The organism is Pandoraea cepalis, from assembly GCF_902459665.1.
Lineage (GTDB): Bacteria > Pseudomonadota > Gammaproteobacteria > Burkholderiales > Burkholderiaceae > Pandoraea > Pandoraea cepalis.
Genome location: NZ_CABPSL010000017.1, coordinates 32,616 through 48,566, shown reverse-complemented (window position 1 = coordinate 48,566; position 15,951 = coordinate 32,616). Strand labels below are relative to the sequence as shown.

The 15,951-nt window shown below is 65.5% G+C and carries 11 protein-coding genes; 3 read left to right on the top strand and 8 right to left on the bottom strand.

Annotated features, from left to right (window positions below):
- Nucleotides 1-9: 9 nt before the first annotated feature.
- From PCE31106_RS18685 to hemC, 4 genes are all read right to left on the bottom strand, one after another.
- Entirely contained in the window at nt 10-1,182 is a 1,173-nt protein-coding gene (locus tag PCE31106_RS18685) for a heme biosynthesis HemY N-terminal domain-containing protein (protein WP_150564311.1), read from the bottom strand.
- Between the two features lie 10 nt (nt 1,183-1,192).
- Nucleotides 1,193-2,356 (bottom strand): uroporphyrinogen-III C-methyltransferase, encoded by a 1,164-nt coding sequence (locus tag PCE31106_RS18680; protein WP_174975290.1) that lies wholly within the window; start codon nt 2,354-2,356, stop codon nt 1,193-1,195.
- Nucleotides 2,353-3,270 carry a uroporphyrinogen-III synthase gene (locus PCE31106_RS18675; protein ID WP_150564309.1) on the bottom strand — a complete coding sequence of 306 codons (918 nt, stop codon included), beginning with the start codon at nt 3,268-3,270 and terminating at the stop codon, nt 2,353-2,355. The genes PCE31106_RS18680 and PCE31106_RS18675 overlap by 4 nt, the downstream gene beginning before the upstream one ends.
- 77 nt (nt 3,271-3,347) lie before the next feature.
- Nucleotides 3,348-4,316 (bottom strand): hydroxymethylbilane synthase, encoded by a 969-nt coding sequence (hemC, locus tag PCE31106_RS18670; protein WP_150564308.1) that lies wholly within the window; start codon nt 4,314-4,316, stop codon nt 3,348-3,350.
- A gap of 79 nt (nt 4,317-4,395) precedes the next feature.
- Between hemC and ppc the strand changes: the two genes are divergently transcribed.
- The 3 genes from ppc (at nt 4,396) to argH (ending at nt 9,976) form a co-directional block, all read left to right on the top strand.
- A complete protein-coding gene (gene ppc, locus PCE31106_RS18665) occupies nt 4,396-7,362 on the top strand; it encodes a phosphoenolpyruvate carboxylase (protein ID WP_367649271.1) in 2,967 nt (988 codons plus the stop codon).
- A 412-nt stretch (nt 7,363-7,774) separates the two neighbouring features.
- The gene (gene aroQ, locus PCE31106_RS18660; RefSeq protein ID WP_174975288.1) at nt 7,775-8,365 is read left to right on the top strand and encodes a gamma subclass chorismate mutase AroQ; all 591 of its coding nucleotides are present in this window, start codon (nt 7,775-7,777) and stop codon (nt 8,363-8,365) included.
- Between the two features lie 213 nt (nt 8,366-8,578).
- Nucleotides 8,579-9,976: an argininosuccinate lyase gene (gene argH / locus PCE31106_RS18655; RefSeq protein WP_150564306.1), complete on the top strand. Its 1,398-nt coding sequence runs from the start codon at nt 8,579-8,581 to the stop codon at nt 9,974-9,976.
- 113 nt (nt 9,977-10,089) lie between these two features.
- Here the strand turns inward: argH and gltS are convergent, their stop codons facing one another.
- From gltS to apbC, 4 genes are all read right to left on the bottom strand, one after another.
- The gene (gltS, locus tag PCE31106_RS18650; protein ID WP_150564305.1) at nt 10,090-11,304 is read right to left on the bottom strand and encodes a sodium/glutamate symporter; all 1,215 of its coding nucleotides are present in this window, start codon (nt 11,302-11,304) and stop codon (nt 10,090-10,092) included.
- Between the two features lie 354 nt (nt 11,305-11,658).
- On the bottom strand, nt 11,659-13,944 hold the full coding sequence (locus tag PCE31106_RS18645; RefSeq protein WP_017235062.1) for an arginine/lysine/ornithine decarboxylase: 2,286 nt from the start codon (nt 13,942-13,944) through the stop codon (nt 11,659-11,661).
- Between the two features lie 105 nt (nt 13,945-14,049).
- Nucleotides 14,050-14,619: a dCTP deaminase gene (dcd, locus tag PCE31106_RS18640; protein WP_026132167.1), complete on the bottom strand. Its 570-nt coding sequence runs from the start codon at nt 14,617-14,619 to the stop codon at nt 14,050-14,052.
- Nucleotides 14,620-14,742: 123 nt separating this feature from the next.
- Nucleotides 14,743-15,870 (bottom strand): iron-sulfur cluster carrier protein ApbC, encoded by a 1,128-nt coding sequence (apbC, locus tag PCE31106_RS18635; protein WP_302476061.1) that lies wholly within the window; start codon nt 15,868-15,870, stop codon nt 14,743-14,745.
- Between the last annotated feature and the right edge of the window lie 81 nt (nt 15,871-15,951).

The window sequence follows — 15,951 nt, the reverse complement described above, 5'->3', positions numbered from 1 at the left end:
GCCAGCCATTTACGCGCTCGCGCAGGCCCGATAGTGGCGGTTGGCCAGTTCCATCTGTTCGAGCCCCTCGAAGAGTTGCGCCAGCGCCAGATGCACGCGCTGTTGCAGATGCCGGTCGTCGGTATGACGCAGTGCCCCTTCGAGGAACGTCTGCGCCTTGCCCCACAGCCGCTGGTGCTGGCATAGCTTGCCCAGTGCGAAGAGCAGATCGGGATCGTTCGGATGTCGCTGCTGCCACGCCTCGGCCTTCTGGATGAGCGGCAGGGCATCGCCGCCGGCACAATCGGCATAGCGGCGCAGCAGGCGCGGGTCCCAGTGCTCGGCCAGCGCGGCCTCGACGATATCGCGCGCCTCGCGCAGGCGGTCGAGCGAAATCAGCAACTCCGCCGCGACATCGGCGATGCGCGCCGACGTACGCGCATCGGCCGGCAATTCATTCCAGCACTTGAGCAGCGCGTCGGCATCGTGGCGGTGATCGCGCAGAATGCCCTCGCTGGCCGTCTGCTTGAGCTTGGCCGCCAGCGCCGGATGCAGCGCTTCGCGCTTTTCCAGCACCTTGAGCAGCGCCAGGACCTCGGGCCAATGCTTCAGGTGTTGATGTGCCCGCAGGGCGACCAACTGCGCCTGCATGCGGCGCGCGCCCTGCGCCCGCATCTCGGTCAGGGCTTCGAGCGCCCCTTCCGCATCACGGGTATCGACGCGCAACTCCGCCGTCTGCAACAGACGCGCCTCTTCGAGGTTCGCCCCCTGCGCTTCGGCCAGCCAGCTGTCGCGACGCGCAAACTCGCGCATACGATGCGCCGCGCGCGCCCCGATGATCGCCGCCACGCCGCGATTGTCGTCCTGCTCGGCAGCTTCGCGCGCCGCTTTCTCCGCCCGCGTGTAGCGACCCGCGAAGAGATTCGCCACGGCATCGCGCAACGCGATGTTCGCGCGACGGCTGCGTTGGCGATTGCGGTAAGCGGCCACGCGCTCCGGCATCTTGTAGATGTTGCGCAGAATACGAATGACGACGTACAGCGCAACGAACAAGGCCAGCAACGCCAGCACAAAAAGGTTCAGCGATACGTCCACACGGTACGGTGGCACGAGCATCACCACCTGTCCGTGATTGAATGTCGCCAGCACGGCAAAGCCGGCGGCGACGGCGAACAGGAGCGTCAACCAGATCAGTCCTCGCATGCCCGGCTCCTTACGGCTTGTCCTTGACGTCCTTGACCTGACCGATGGCGGTCAGGCTGGCGTCAAGGGTCGGCAGTTCGATCGTGCGCGAACCCGCGTCGACCTGGTCGAGCAACGTTTTCACGGCGGCGATGCGACGCGACTTGGCGTCGAAATACTTATCGAGCGCGGCCTCCGCGACCACCACGTCGCTATGCACAGCAGACGCGTTGCGCGCAAGCAGCGCCAGTCGCGCATTGAGCAGGCGCAGCTTGAGATTCGCCCGCAGGAACGCGCCCTGCTCCGGCGCCACGAGCATGACGTCCGGGTCGTCCAACCGGCGGACCTGCACCAGTTGCTTGAGGCTGCCCAGCATCTCCGCGGACAGGCGATGCCACGTCGCGATCCAGCCCGCTTCGCTCACGCTGCCCGCACCGGCCGCGCCCCCCGCCGTCGACGTCGGGTCGACGCGCCGCTCCTCGGCCTGCAACGGCAACGTGTCGACCATGGCAATCGCCTGATCGAGCTTGCCGGTCAGTTGCGGCAAATCGGCCGCCGGCACGGCCTTGAGCCGGTCGATGTCTTTCTTCAACGCGTCGCGCACGCCCGCGAGCTGCGGTGCGCCGGAGCGCGCCAGGCGAGCATCGGCACCCTCCAGCGCAATCAGCGCGCCGCGAACGTTGCCGGTGAGCTGCAATTGTTGATTCGCACTCGTGACGATCTGTTCGGTCTCGGCGAGCACCCATTCGTCTCGGTTGTGCGCCAGATCCTGATAGAGCTGTTCGAGTGCGGCCTGCTGGCTGCGCGAATCGGACACCCGCCCTTCGAGCGCCGTGAGCCGGTTTTGCAGATCGCGCTGATTGTCGAGTGCCTGCGCCGTTCGCACCTGCGCCTGCATGACCTGTGCGTCGCCCGTCTGCTGACGGCGCGCCATTTCCTGCTGCACGCGGTCGAGCTTCTGGTTCAGCGACCAGCCGCCGATGCCGGCCCCGGCCGACACGAGCACGAAGAGCAGCCAGGGCAGCGCGGCCCCCGACCCTCGACGCCGAGGCGGCGGCTCGGGCGGCTGCCATGCGGGCGGACTCCCCGTCGTGCCATAGGGGGCACCGCCGGCCGTGGTTGCATTCGACGCCGCCGGGCCGGTCGACGCCGACGGGTTCTGGGAAGACTCGGGAACGCGATTATCTGTCGTCATGCTTTGACTTGAATGGGATCCGCCCATGTTTTGAGTGCCGCCAACAAGTTCTCGTCGCCGGGCGCGCATTGCGTAATCCTATCAAACCCCGCAGCCCGCGCGGCATCTGCGATGCGTACATGCGACGTAAAGCACCGCGCCGCCAGGATTTGGGCCAGCACCTGCGGGGTGCCCGGCGTGTGGATGCCATCGCGCGTGCCGTAGCGCGCAGCGAGCTGCGTGGCCAGATGACGCACTGCCTCGGAGCTGGTCAGCACCCAGGCGCAACGCTCCGGCGAAGCCAGCCGGGCTTCCAGCGCGGCCCACGCGGCGGCGTCCGGCGCGGGCGCACGACGCGTGTAGGCGCTGACGAGGTCCACCTGCGCGCCACGGGCGCGCAAGGTGTCGGCCAGCAGTTCGCGACCGCCGTCGCCCCGCACGATCAATACGCGGCGCCCTGCCAGCGAAGCGAGGTCGAGTTGCGCGAGGAGCGCTTCCGAGTCGAACCGTGCCGCCGGACCGCCCGGCGGCACGATCACCCGATGTCGTGGCGCGGCGATGCCGGCGTCGGCCAGCGCCTGCGCACTCCCTGGGCCGACCACGGCCACCGGCAATGCCGCGGGCCACAAGTCGCCCACGTGGATGCCGACATCGGTGCGGTCGTCGCTCGTTCGATGATCGAGGGATGCCAGAAGCGCCAGCCGAGCCAGGCCATGCGTCACGGCGTTGGGCGAGACGAACACCGCCAGCGCGTAGGACGCCAGCGAGCGCAATGCGCGATCAAGCGCCGCCAACGTGTCCGGGTCGGCCTGCGCGGCAATGTGCAGCAGCGGGAATGCCAGCGTGTCGATGCCTTCTGCGCGCAACGCGCGGGCAAGCGCATGGGCTTGTCCGTCGGGGCGCGTCAGGATGGCGCACGGCGAGCGAGGCGGCATTGCCCCACCGGCAAGGCGCCCGCAGACGGACGCTGGCGCAACGCCAGCGGCGGGCGGCAAGGCCGGCGCGCGCGGGCTCAAGCGGGAGGATCCTTGGGCTCGGGCGGCGGCACCAGCGCCAAGCCTCCCGCATCGATCAGTTCCTGCGCGACCCGCTTCCCGAGCGCCTCGGCGCCGGCCACGTCGCCTTCGGCGACATTGGCCGCGCCCTGAGCGCGCAGCACCGTCGCGCCGTCCGTCGACGCAATGAAAGCGCGCAGTGTCAGGTCGCCCTTCGGCGTAAATTCGGCAAACGCGCCCAGCGGCACCTGGCACGAGCCCCCCAGCGCACGCGAAACGGCGCGCTCGGCGCTCACGGCCAGCGTGGTGTGGCCGTGGTGAAGTGCGGCGAGCCATTGCAGCATTTCGGGACGTCCTGCGCGCACTTCGATGCCCAGCGCGCCCTGCCCGGCGGCCGGCAGGCTCACCTCCGGCGCGAGCGTGGCGCGAATGCGCTCGCCCAATCCCAGGCGTTTGAGACCGGCCGCCGCAAGAATGATTGCGGCGAAATCGCCCCGGTCGAGCTTGCCCAGACGCGTATCGAGGTTGCCCCGCAACGGCGCCACCAACAGGTGCGGATACCGGGCACGCAGACTCACTTCACGGCGCAGGCTCGACGTGCCGACCACCGCCCCGGCGGGCAGTGCATCGAGACTGTCGTAGTCGTTGCTCACGAAGGCGTCGCAGGGATCCTCGCGCTCTAGCACCGCGGCCAGCGTGAAGCCTTCGGGCAGTTGCATCGGCACGTCCTTGAGCGAATGGACGGCGAGATCGGCCCGTCCATCGGCCAGGGCAAGTTCGAGTTCCTTGACGAATAGCCCCTTGCCGCCGACCTTCGCGAGCGAGCGATCGAGAATTTGGTCACCGCGAGTGGTCATTCCGAGGATACTCACGCGACACTGCGGATATAATTTGTGCAGCGCGTCACGCACGTGTTCGGCTTGCCACATGGCGAGCCGGCTCTCGCGCGAAGCGATCACCAGGGTTTCAGGAGCAGCGAAGTTCATTCAGCAACCGCGTGAAGACCAAAAGAAAAAATGGTAACACGCTTGACCGGCCCGAACGGCGGGTCGTGAGAGGAGCGACATGAAGAGCAGCGCAAAGGTAAAAGCCCCGCAAGAGGGCCTCGCCAAGTCGGTCGGCAAGACTTCCCCCGCGAAGGCAGCAGCCGCGGCCCCATCCACTTCCCGCCTGGCGGCAGATGGGCCGGCCAAGGGCAAGGCCCGCCGCTCGCGTGAAGACAAGGACGCCCCGCTGCGCGAGGACATCCGCTTCCTGGGCCGCCTGTTGGGCGACGTGCTGCGCGAGCAACAAGGCAGCGACGCGTTCGATCTGGTCGAGACCATTCGCCAGAATGCGGTGCGCTTTCACCGCGAGGGCGACCGCAGCGCCGCCCGCGCGCTGGGCGCATTGCTCAACGGTCTGACCAATGAGCAAGCCATCGAGGTGGTGCGCGCGTTCAGCTACTTCTCGCATCTGGCGAACATCGCCGAGGACCGCCATCACAACCGCCGCCGTCGCGTGCACGCGCTCGCCGGCAGCCGGGCCCAGCCGGGCAGCCTGCGCGCCGCGCTGCAAAGCCTGAAAGACGCCGGCCTTGCCGATCCCGCCACGCTGCAGGCGTTCTTCGCGAGCGCGCTCATCGTGCCGGTGCTCACCGCCCACCCGACCGAAGTCCAGCGCAAGAGCATTCTCGACGCCGAGCGCGAAATTGCCCGTCTACTCGCGCATCGCGACGACGCCCTCACCGAGCGTGAGGCCTCGCGCAACACCGAATCCATGCGTGCCTACGTCACCACGCTCTGGCAGACGCGCATGCTGCGCAGTTCGCGCCTGACGGTGGCCGATGAAATCGAGAACGCGCTGTCGTACTACCGCAGCACGTTCCTCTCCGAGATTCCCGCCCTGTACGACGACGTGAGCGCCGAACTGCACGACGCCGTGCCCGCCGTGCGCGCCGAAGGCCTCGGCCGCTTCCTGCAGATGGGTAGCTGGATCGGCGGCGATCGCGACGGCAACCCGAACGTCACGGCGCAAACGCTGCAACTGGCGATCACAAGCCAGGCCACCGAAATCTTCGCGCACTACCTCGAACAGGTGCACTTGCTGGGCGCGGAGTTGTCCGTCTCGCAACTGCTCGCCGGCGCCAGCGACGCGCTGCTCACGCTTGCGCGCCGCTCGCCCGACGATTCGCCACACCGTACCGACGAGCCCTATCGACGCGCGCTCATCGGCGTGTACGCGCGTCTGGCCGCCACGGCGCGCGAATGGGTCGGCCATGTGCCCCATCGCGTCGCGGTCGGTCGCGCCAGCCCGTATCTCGACGCGAGCGAATTCATCTCGGATCTGAATACGGTGGTCGCATCGCTCATGGCGCATCATGGCGGTGCCCTGGTCGCACAACGTCTCGGGCCGCTCGTGCGTGCCGCCGAGGTGTTCGGCTTCCATCTGGCCAGCATCGACCTGCGCCAGAGTTCGGACATTCACGAAGCCGTCATCGCCGAGTTGTTCGCCAAGGCGGGCATCGAAGCGAATTACGCGAAGCTCGACGAAGACCAGAAGCTCGCCCTGCTGCTGCGCGAACTGCGCGAGCCGCGCCCGTTGTTCTCGCCCTATCTCGACTACTCGCAGCGCACGCGCGACGAGCTGGCCGTGTTTGCCGCGGCGCGCGACATCCGCGCCCGCTTCGGACCCCGCGCAGTGCGCAACTACATCATTTCGCATACGGAAACCGTGAGCGATCTGGTGGAAGTCATGCTGCTGCAAAAGGAGACCGGCCTCTTCCAGGGCGCGCTTGGCGGCAACGGCGCGAAAGCTATCGAGCCCAAGGTCGGTGCGATGGTCATCCCGCTGTTCGAAACGATTGCCGACTTGCGCAATGCGCCGGTCATCATGCGCGCGTTCTTCGACATCCCCGGCATGTCCGAGGTGGTCACGCAGCAAGGCGGCGAGCAGGAAGTCATGCTCGGCTACTCCGACAGCAACAAGGACGGCGGCTTCCTCACGTCGAACTGGGAGTTGTACAAGGCCGAACTCGCACTGGTCCATCTGTTCGAAGAGAAAGGCATTCGCCTGCGCCTGTTCCACGGCCGCGGCGGCACCGTGGGGCGTGGCGGCGGCCCGACCTATCAGGCCATCCTGTCGCAACCGCCGGGCACGGTGAAGGGGCAGATTCGTCTGACCGAGCAAGGCGAGATCATTGCGAGCAAGTTCGCCAACCCGGAGATCGGGCGGCGCAACCTGGAGACCATCGTGGCGGCCACGCTCGAAGCCACGCTGCTGCCGAGCCGCAACCAGCCGCCGCGTCTGGCCGCCTACGAGCAGGTCATGCAGACGCTCTCGGACACGGCCTTCGCCGCGTATCGCGACCTCGTCTACGAGACGCCGGGCTTCACCGACTACTTCTTCTCGGCCACCCCGATCGCGGAAATCGCCGAGCTCAACATCGGCTCGCGTCCCGCCTCGCGCAAGTTCTCGGATCCGAAGAACCGTCGTATCGAAGACCTGCGCGCGATTCCGTGGGGCTTCTCGTGGGGCCAGTGCCGTCTGCTCATCACCGGCTGGTACGGCTTCGGCAGCGCCGTGCAGGCATTTCTCGACGGCGGGCAAGGTAAAGCCGCGAAGGCCGACGCCGAAGGTCGCGAAAAGCGTCTCGATACCTTGCGTCAGATGGTCAAGCGCTGGCCGTTCTTCGCGACGCTGCTCTCGAACATGGACATGGTGCTCGCCAAGACCGATCTGGCCGTGGCGTCGCGTTATGCCGAACTGGTGCCGGACGAAAAGCTGCGCAAGCGCGTGTTCAATCGCATCGTTGCCGAATGGCAGAGCACCTCGCAGGCGCTCGCGCTCATCACCGGTCACGAGGAGCGACTGGCGGACAACCCGCTGCTCGCCCGCTCGATCAAGAACCGCTTCCCCTACCTCGATCCGCTCAACCACTTGCAAGTCGAGTTGTTGCGCCGGCATCGTGCGGGGGAATCGGACGAGCGCGCGCGTCGCGGCATCCACCTGTCCATCAACGGCATTGCCGCCGGGCTGCGCAACACGGGCTGACGTCCTCGCGGCGTGACCCGGCGCCGGCTCCGCAGTCCGCGGGGCCGGCGCACAACGTCGATGGGCCGAAAACGCCATGTTGGCCGCGCGGTACTCCGCTTGAGATTCTCCCCAACGACAGTGGGCCGATAGAACGGTATATTTCGGGAATTCGATTCGATGGCTGCCGGGGGGCCCATCCATCATGCAATCCGATTCCAACACAGTCTCCGCGCGAGGTACCCGCTTACGACGGGTCTCCAGACGCTTCACGGCCACCGCGCTTGGCCTGATTTGCGCAGGTGCGCAGGCGGGTTCGGCCGTCCAGATGTCACCTCACACCCCCAGCACCGGCCTTTCCTCATCTGCGTCCTCGCCCCCGCCCCCGCCCGTCTCGCATGCACTCGCTGCGGCGCCGCACGGCGTGCGCGGTTTGGCCGTACGCCTTGTCTCGCGAACGCTCGCGTCGTCGCCCGCGAGTCCACCCAAGCCGCGGCCGATCGTCGATCCCGTGCTCGACCCGCTGATGCACGGCATTCTGGAGCGACTGGCGATCAGCGAAGCGGTTGCGCGGACGAAATACACGTCGGGCAAGCCGGTGCAGGACACCCCGCGCGAGCAGGCGTTGCTTGACAGCATGGGAGACCGGGCCAACCAGTACGGCCTGACGCCCGCGCAGGCACGCACGTTCTTCCGTCTGCAGATCGAGGCGGGCAAGCTGGTGCAAACGGCCTTGCTGGCCCGCTGGAAGCGCGAAGGCAGCGCGCCCGGGGAGCCTGTCGATCTGGCCACGCGTTTGCGTCCGGCGCTCGACCGGCTCGGCACTTCGCTCATGCGCGATCTCGGCCGCCTGTGCGCGTTGCCCGACGATCCATCGCGCATGGCGCGCATCCATCAGGCCCGCGAGCGGATCGCCAAGACGGCGAAGCTCGAAGCGCTGCAACGGGCGGCGTTCGACGAGGCAACGTCGGGTCTGTGCCTGTCGGCGCCGCCGCGCGTCTGGACGCTGTCGATGACGCACTGACCGGCACGTCCTGGCCCGGCCGCGCTCGACGCTGCGCCGACCGAGGCCCCCTGCCCTGAGCGCTGGCGATGTTGCGCCGGCTGGGGCGCGCTGGACCCGCCGTCGGCCGAGTCGATGGGCCAACGCCGGGGTTGTATAATCCCGGTTTGCCGTGCTCCGCCACGGTCCGCTTCCATCTGCCCCCGATGGGCCTCGATTAGCCAAGCTACGACAATGACCTCCCAACTCCACAAGAAAGGCGAAGCCTGGTCGGCCCGCTTTTCCGAACCCGTTTCCGAACTCGTCAAGCGCTATACGGCGTCGGTCTTCTTCGACAAGCGCCTGGCGCTGTTCGACATCGAAGGGTCGCTCGCCCATGCCGATATGCTGTCGGCGCAAGGCATCATCAGCGCCCAGGATCTGGCCGACATCCAGCGCGGCATGACGCAGATTCGCGGCGAGATCGAACGTGGCGAGCTCGAGTGGCAACTGGATCTCGAAGACGTTCACCTGAACATCGAAGCGCGCCTGACCGCCCTCATCGGCGATGCGGGCAAGCGCCTGCACACCGGCCGCTCGCGTAACGATCAGGTGGCGACCGACATCCGACTGTGGCTGCGCAGCGAAATCGATCGCATCGGCCATCACCTCGGCGACCTGCGCCGGGCATTGCTGGATTTGGCCGATCAGCACAGCGCCACGATTCTGCCGGGCTTCACTCACCTGCAAGTCGCACAACCGGTGACGTTTGGTCATCACCTGCTGGCTTACTTCGAGATGTTCAGCCGCGACGCGGAACGCATGCTCGACGTGCGCCGCCGCGTGAACCGGCTGCCGCTGGGCGCTGCGGCGCTCGCCGGCACGAGCTATCCGATCGATCGGGAACGGGTCGCGGCGACGCTTGGCTTCGAAGAAGTCTGCGCGAACTCACTCGACGCCGTGTCGGATCGCGACTTCGCGATCGAATTCACGGCCGCCGCCGCGCTCGTGATGACGCACGTCTCGCGCTTCTCGGAAGAGTTGGTGCTGTGGATGAGCCCGCGCGTGGGCTTCATCGATCTGGCCGACCGCTTCTGTACCGGCAGCTCGATCATGCCGCAGAAGAAGAACCCGGACGTGCCCGAGCTCGCGCGCGGCAAGACCGGTCGCGTCAACGGCCACCTGATCGCGCTGCTCACGCTGATGAAGGGCCAGCCGCTCGCCTACAACAAGGACAATCAGGAAGACAAGGAACCGCTGTTCGACACGGTCGACACCGTGATCGACACGCTGCGCATCTTCGCGGACATGGTGCCGGGCATCAAGGTACGCGAAGCCAATATGCGCAACGCCGCGCTGCAAGGCTTCTCGACCGCCACCGATCTGGCCGACTACCTCGTCAAGAAGGGTCTGCCGTTCCGCGACGCCCACGAAATCGTGGCGCATGCCGTGAAGATCTGCTCGGATCGCGATATCGATCTGGCCGACCTGTCGCTCGCCGAGTTGCAGAAGTTCTCGCCGCTCGTCGGTGAGGATGTCTTCGATTGCCTCACGCTCGAAGGCTCGGTCGCCAGCCGCAACCACATCGGCGGCACCGCGCCCGCCCAAGTGCAACGCGCCATCGCCGCCGCACGCGCGAAGCTCGCCAAGTAAGTCGGCCTGGCCAGGTCATTCGACCTGGCGCGCGCCAACGAAAATGCCACCCGGATGGGTGGCATTTTTCATGCGCGCGAGACGGACATACGCGCGGGGTCACGCCCCTCGCATCAGAACAGCGGCAGCGACAGGAACCCCTTGATGATGATCGCGTTGAGGATGTCGATGAAGAACGCCCCCACCATCGGCACGATCAGGAATGCGATGTGCGACGGGCCGAAACGCTCGGTCACCGCCTGCATGTTGGCGATCGCCGTCGGCGTCGCACCCAGCCCGAATCCGCAGTGGCCCGCCGCGAGCACGGCCGCATCGTAGTTGCGTCCCATGACGCGGAACGTGACGAAGATCGCATAAGCCGCCATCGCGACCGCCTGCACAACGAGAATCACGATCATCGGCAGCGCCAGCGTCGAGAGATCCCACAGACGCAGGGTCATGAGCGCCATCGCCAGAAAGAGCGAGAGACTCACATTGCCAAGCACCGACAGCGAGCGCTCAAACACCTCGTAGCCCACGAGCGACAGCAAATTGCGCACAACGACACCGGTAAACAGCACACACACGAACGTCGGCAATTCGAAGGCCGTGCCCGCCAGCCAGCGCGCAATGACCTCGCCGCCCAGCAAACAGATGGCAATCATCGCCACCGTTTCGATCAGCGCCTGCGCGGTGATCAACCGCACCGTGTGCGGCTGCTCGAAGCCCTCCGGCGTGGTCTGTTGCGCCGCGGCGGCGCCCGGCACGTTGGCGCCCAGACGCCCCACCAGGTAACGCGCGACCGGCCCGCCCAGCAACCCGCCAAACACCAGCCCGAAGGTGGCGCAAGCCATCGCGATTTCCAGTGCCGACTGCACACCATAGCGCGCGGTCAGCGTGTCACCCCATGCCGCGCCCGTGCCGTGTCCGCCCGCCAGCGTAATCGACCCGCCCAACAAGCCGACGCCCGGCGCCAGCCCCATCATGGACGCAAGTCCCACGCCGATCGCGTTCTGTACGATCAACATGCCCGCCACCACGCCAAGGAACAACACCAGGCGACGCCCGCCGGCCTTCAGGCTCGCTAGATTGGCCGACAGCCCGATGGTCGCGAAAAAGGCAAGCATGAGCGGCGTTTGCAACGACGTGTCGAACTTCAGCTCAACCTGCCCGAACTGGCGCAGCGCCAACGCGCCCACGGCCACCAGCAGGCCAGCCGCCACGGGTTCAGGAATGCTGTAGGTGCGCAGCGGCCCAATCCATTCGACCAGCTTGCGCCCAAGCAACAACACCAACGTGGCACAGACGAGCGTGCCGTAGGTGCTGAACTCCAGTTGTCCGGTTTCCATGAATCCTCCCGCTCGAAAAAAGTGCGTCGAGTGTAGCAACCGAATCGGCCCAAATTAACGGGAAATCACCCAAATTTGCGCAGTTCGAGCCAAACCACAAATCGGGTACGCCCCGCCTCATCTCGACGATCGTCAGGCATCTTCCGCCATTTAATGGCCAATTTCTCGAATTCGGCTACTCATTTTCGTCTGACAACGCTTCGCAACGCGCGATACGTGAAATGCGTCCAGCAAAAACGGGCGTATAAGGCGCGCCGCCACGCGCTGGGCATCCGCATGCCGACTTCGTTGAAACAAAAAAAGCCCCGTGCTTTCACACGGGGCCGGATGTCGCCACAGGCGCGCTCGCGTAGCTTACTGGCGCACACAATCCACAAAATACTCGGGGCGTCCGTCCACTTCCTCGACGACCAGACCGTGGATATCGGTATGGAAGCCCGGGAAGCGTTCGTTGAAGTCGCGCGCGAAACGCAGATACTCGATGATCGCGGCGTTGAAGCGTTCGCCGGGAATCAACAACGGAATACCCGGCGGATACGGCGTGAGCAACACGCTCGTCACGCGCCCTTCGAGTTCGTCGATGGGCACGCGGTCGATCTGGCGGTGCGCCAGTTTCGAGAACGCGTCGGTCGGCTTCATCGCGGGCTGCATGTCCGAGAGGTACATCTCGGTCGTCACGCGCGCCACGTCGTTCGCCTTGTACACGCTGTGGATCTGATCGCACAGATCGCGCAGTCCGATGCGCTCGTAGCGCGGGAACTGCGCCACGAACTCCGGCAGCACGCGCCAGAGCGGGCGGTTGTGATCGTAATCGTCCTTGAACTGCTGCAGCTCGGTCACCATCGAATTCCAACGGCCCTTGGTGATGCCGATGGTAAACATGATGAAGAACGAATAAAGCCCGGTCTTCTCGACGATGATGCCGTGTTCGGCAAGGTACTTGGTAACGATGGCCGCGGGAATGCCGCTCTCGCCGAACTCGCCGTCCACGTCCAACCCCGGCGTGATGATCGTCGCCTTGATCGGATCGAGCATGTTGAAGCCGTCGGCCAGATCGCCGAAGCCGTGCCAACGCTCGTTGGCACGCAGCACCCAGTCGTCGCGCTGAATCGTGCCCTCGTCGCCCAGATGCTCCGGGCCCCAGACCGAGAACCACCACGAATCGCCATACTCGGCCGCCACCTTGCGCATGGCGCGGCGGAAGTCGAGCGCCTCGACGATCGACTCTTCGACCAGCGCCGTGCCGCCCGGCGGCTCCATCATCGCGGCCGCCACGTCGCACGACGCGATGATCGCGTACTGCGGCGAGGTCGACGTGTGCATCAGGTACGCCTCGTTGAAGCGATACGTGTCGAAGGTTCGCGCTTCCGATTCCTGCACCACGATCTGCGACGCTTGCGAAATACCGGCGAGCAACTTGTGCGTGGAGTGCGTGGCGTAGACCGTGGCCTCCGCCGAGCGCGGGCGCCCTTCGCCGATCGCGTGCATGTCGCGATAGAACTCGTGGAACGCCGCGTGCGGCAGCCAGGCTTCATCGAAGTGCAGCGTGTCGATGTTGTTGCCCAGCAATTCCTTGATCATCTCGACGTTGTAGATGACGCCGTCATAGGTGCTCTGCGTGATCGTGAGAATACGCGGCTTGGCGTTCGGATCGCGTTCCAGCACTTCGCGCGCGAACGGGTTCGCTTCGATCTTGGCGCGAATGACTTCCGGCTCGAACTCCGACTTCGGAATCGGGCCGATGATGCCGAGGTGGTTGCGCGTCGGCGTAAGAAACACCGGCACGGCGCCCGTCATCGTGATCGCGTGCAGGATCGACTTGTGGCAGTTGCGGTCGACTACGACGATGTCGCCTGGCGCCACGGTGGCATGCCACACGATCTTGTTCGAGGTCGACGTGCCGTTCGTCACGAAGAACAGATGATCGGCGTTGAAGATACGCGCCGCATTGCGCTCCGACGCACCCACCGGGCCGTTGTGGTCAAGCAACTGACCCAATTCTTCGACGGCGTTGCACACGTCCGCGCGCAGCATGTTCTCACCGAAGAACTGGTGGAACATCTGGCCCACCGGGCTCTTGAGGAACGCCACGCCGCCCGAGTGGCCCGGGCAGTGCCACGAATATGAACCGTCGGCCGCATAGTGCGTGAGCGAGCGGAAGAACGGCGGCGGCAGCGAGTCGAGGTACGACCTGGCTTCACGGATGATGTGACGCGCCACGAACTCCGGCGTGTCTTCGAACATGTGAATGAAGCCGTGCAGCTCGCGCAGGATGTCGTTCGGGATGTGGCGCGACGTGCGCGTCTCGCCGTACAGGAAAATCGGAATGTCCGGGTTGCGACGGCGCACTTCCTGCACGAACGCGCGCAGGTTGATGATGGCCAGCGCCAGCTCGCCCTCGCCTTCCCCGCCCGCTTCGCTCGAAAACGTGCCGAACTCGTCGTCGTCGATGGACAGGATGAAACTCGATGCGCGGCTCGCCTGTTGCGCAAACGAAGTCAGGTCACCGTAGCTCGTGAGACCGTTGACCTCCATGCCCTCGGCTTCGATGGCCTCCGCCAAGGAGCGAATCCCGGATCCGGAGATGTTTTCGGAGCGGAAGTCTTCGTCGATGATGACGATCGGAAAACGGAATTTCATTGGCGTTCCTTCGACAAAAGAACGAGCCACGGTCCGACATGGCCGTGGCTCTTGGGCAGTGCGACGTTGCGGGTGCTCACCGGTGGCGAGTCAAGCCTGCGCAGGCTAGGTTTTCGGCAGCGTGACGCCACGCTGTCCCTGGTACTTCCCGCCGCGATCCTTGTACGACGTCTCGCAGACTTCGTCGGATTCGAAGAACAGCACCTGAGCCACGCCCTCATTGGCGTAGATCTTGGCCGGCAGCGGCGTGGTGTTCGAGAATTCCAGCGTCACATAGCCCTCCCATTCGGGCTCGAACGGCGTCACGTTCACGATGATGCCGCAACGGGCATACGTCGATTTGCCGAGACATACGGTGAGCACGTTGCGCGGAATACGGAAGTACTCGACGGTGCGCGCGAGCGCGAACGAGTTCGGCGGAATGATGCAGACATCGCCGGAGAAGTCGACGAACGACTTTTCGTCGAAGTTCTTCGGGTCGACAATCGTCGAGTTGATGTTTGTGAAGATCTTGAATTCAGCCGCACAGCGAATATCGTAGCCGTAACTCGACGTGCCATAGCTGACGATCTTCTGCCCGTCCTGGGATTGCCGGACCTGCGACGGCTCGAAGGGCTCGATCATGCCGTGCGCCTCGGCCATACGCCGGATCCATTTGTCGGACTTGATGCTCATGTGTGGGCCTGAATGGGCGTGGTACGTGAAAAATTGGGCGTATTTTACGCGATTGTTGCGGTGCGGTGAGGTTTTCACGCGCACCGCGCCGCACGGGGCTCCCCGGGCCCCTGTGCGCCGTCCTTACGTGTTCTGAACGACGATCGACGGGAACTTGCTCGTCATGTCCTTCTGACGCGCCGCGATCTTCACCGCCATCTTGCGGGCAATGGCCTTGTAGAGCGCCGCGACCCGGCCGTCCGGGTCGCCCACCACGCTCGGCATGCCGGCGTCGGCGTGCACGCGGATACTCATCTCCAACGGCAGCTTGCCCAGCAGCTCGACGTCGAAATCGTGGCTCATGCGTTCGCCGCCGCCCACGCCGAAAATCGGCTCCTCATGTCCACAGTTCGAGCAGATGTGCAGACTCATGTTCTCGATGAGACCGAGGATCGGCACGCCGACCTTCTCGAACATCTTGAGACCCTTGCGGGCGTCGAGCAGCGCCAGGTCCTGCGGCGTGGTGACGATGACCGCGCCCGTGACGGGCACCTTCTGCGCGAGCGTGAGCTGGATGTCGCCCGTGCCCGGCGGCATGTCGACGATCAGGTAGTCAAGGTCGTGCCAATTCGTCTGGTTGAGTAGCTGTTCGAGCGCCTGCGTGACCATCGGGCCGCGCCAGACCATCGGATTGTCCGGCTCGATCAGGAAGCCGATCGAGCTGGCTTGCAGGCCGTGCGCCGTCATCGGTTCGAGCGTCTTGCCGTCTTTCGACTCGGGTTTGCCGTGAATGCCCAGCAGCGTGGGTAGGGACGGGCCGTAGATGTCGGCGTCGAGAATGCCGACGGTGGCCCCCTCGGCCACCAGCGCCAGCGCCAGGTTCACGGCCGTGGTGCTCTTGCCCACGCCGCCCTTGCCCGACGCCACCGCCACGATGTTCTTCACGTTCGGCAGGAGCTTCACCCCGCGCTGCACCGCATGCGCCACGATTTTCTGGCTGATGTCGACCGCCACGCGTTCGACACCGGGCAGCTTGCCCACGGCATCGGTGATGCGCGTGCGCATCGCCTCGAACTGGCTCTTCGCCGGATAGCCGAATTCGATCTGGATACCGACGTGACCGTGCTCGGCCACGACCTGCTTCACATACTTTCCGGCGATCAGGTCGAGCCCCGTGTCGGGATCGACGATGCCACGCAGCACTTCATTGATTTGGGCGACTTCCATTTGGGTCTCTCGCTCTGTCGAGGCGCGCCGGAAAAGCCCCGGCAAGCGCTAACAACTTGTAACATCCGTGGCGCACGCTCTCGATTAGCATGCGAGGCGCGCGTGTTATGGGGAACCCGCCGGCAT

Bases quoted from the DNA above. Each gene is read 5' to 3' on its own strand.
- PCE31106_RS18645 (WP_017235062.1), bottom strand. From the start codon at position 13,944: ATGAAATTCCGTTTTCCGATCGTCATCATCGACGAAGACTTCCGCTCC.
- hemC (WP_150564308.1), bottom strand. From the start codon at position 4,316: ATGAACTTCGCTGCTCCTGAAACCCTGGTGATCGCTTCGCGCGAGAGC.
- ppc (WP_367649271.1), top strand. From the start codon at position 4,396: ATGAAGAGCAGCGCAAAGGTAAAAGCCCCGCAAGAGGGCCTCGCCAAG.
- PCE31106_RS18675 (WP_150564309.1), bottom strand. From the start codon at position 3,270: ATGCCGCCTCGCTCGCCGTGCGCCATCCTGACGCGCCCCGACGGACAA.
- dcd (WP_026132167.1), bottom strand. From the start codon at position 14,619: ATGAGCATCAAGTCCGACAAATGGATCCGGCGTATGGCCGAGGCGCAC.
- PCE31106_RS18685 (WP_150564311.1), bottom strand. From the start codon at position 1,182: ATGCGAGGACTGATCTGGTTGACGCTCCTGTTCGCCGTCGCCGCCGGC.
- PCE31106_RS18680 (WP_174975290.1), bottom strand. From the start codon at position 2,356: ATGACGACAGATAATCGCGTTCCCGAGTCTTCCCAGAACCCGTCGGCG.
- gltS (WP_150564305.1), bottom strand. From the start codon at position 11,304: ATGGAAACCGGACAACTGGAGTTCAGCACCTACGGCACGCTCGTCTGT.
- argH (WP_150564306.1), top strand. From the start codon at position 8,579: ATGACCTCCCAACTCCACAAGAAAGGCGAAGCCTGGTCGGCCCGCTTT.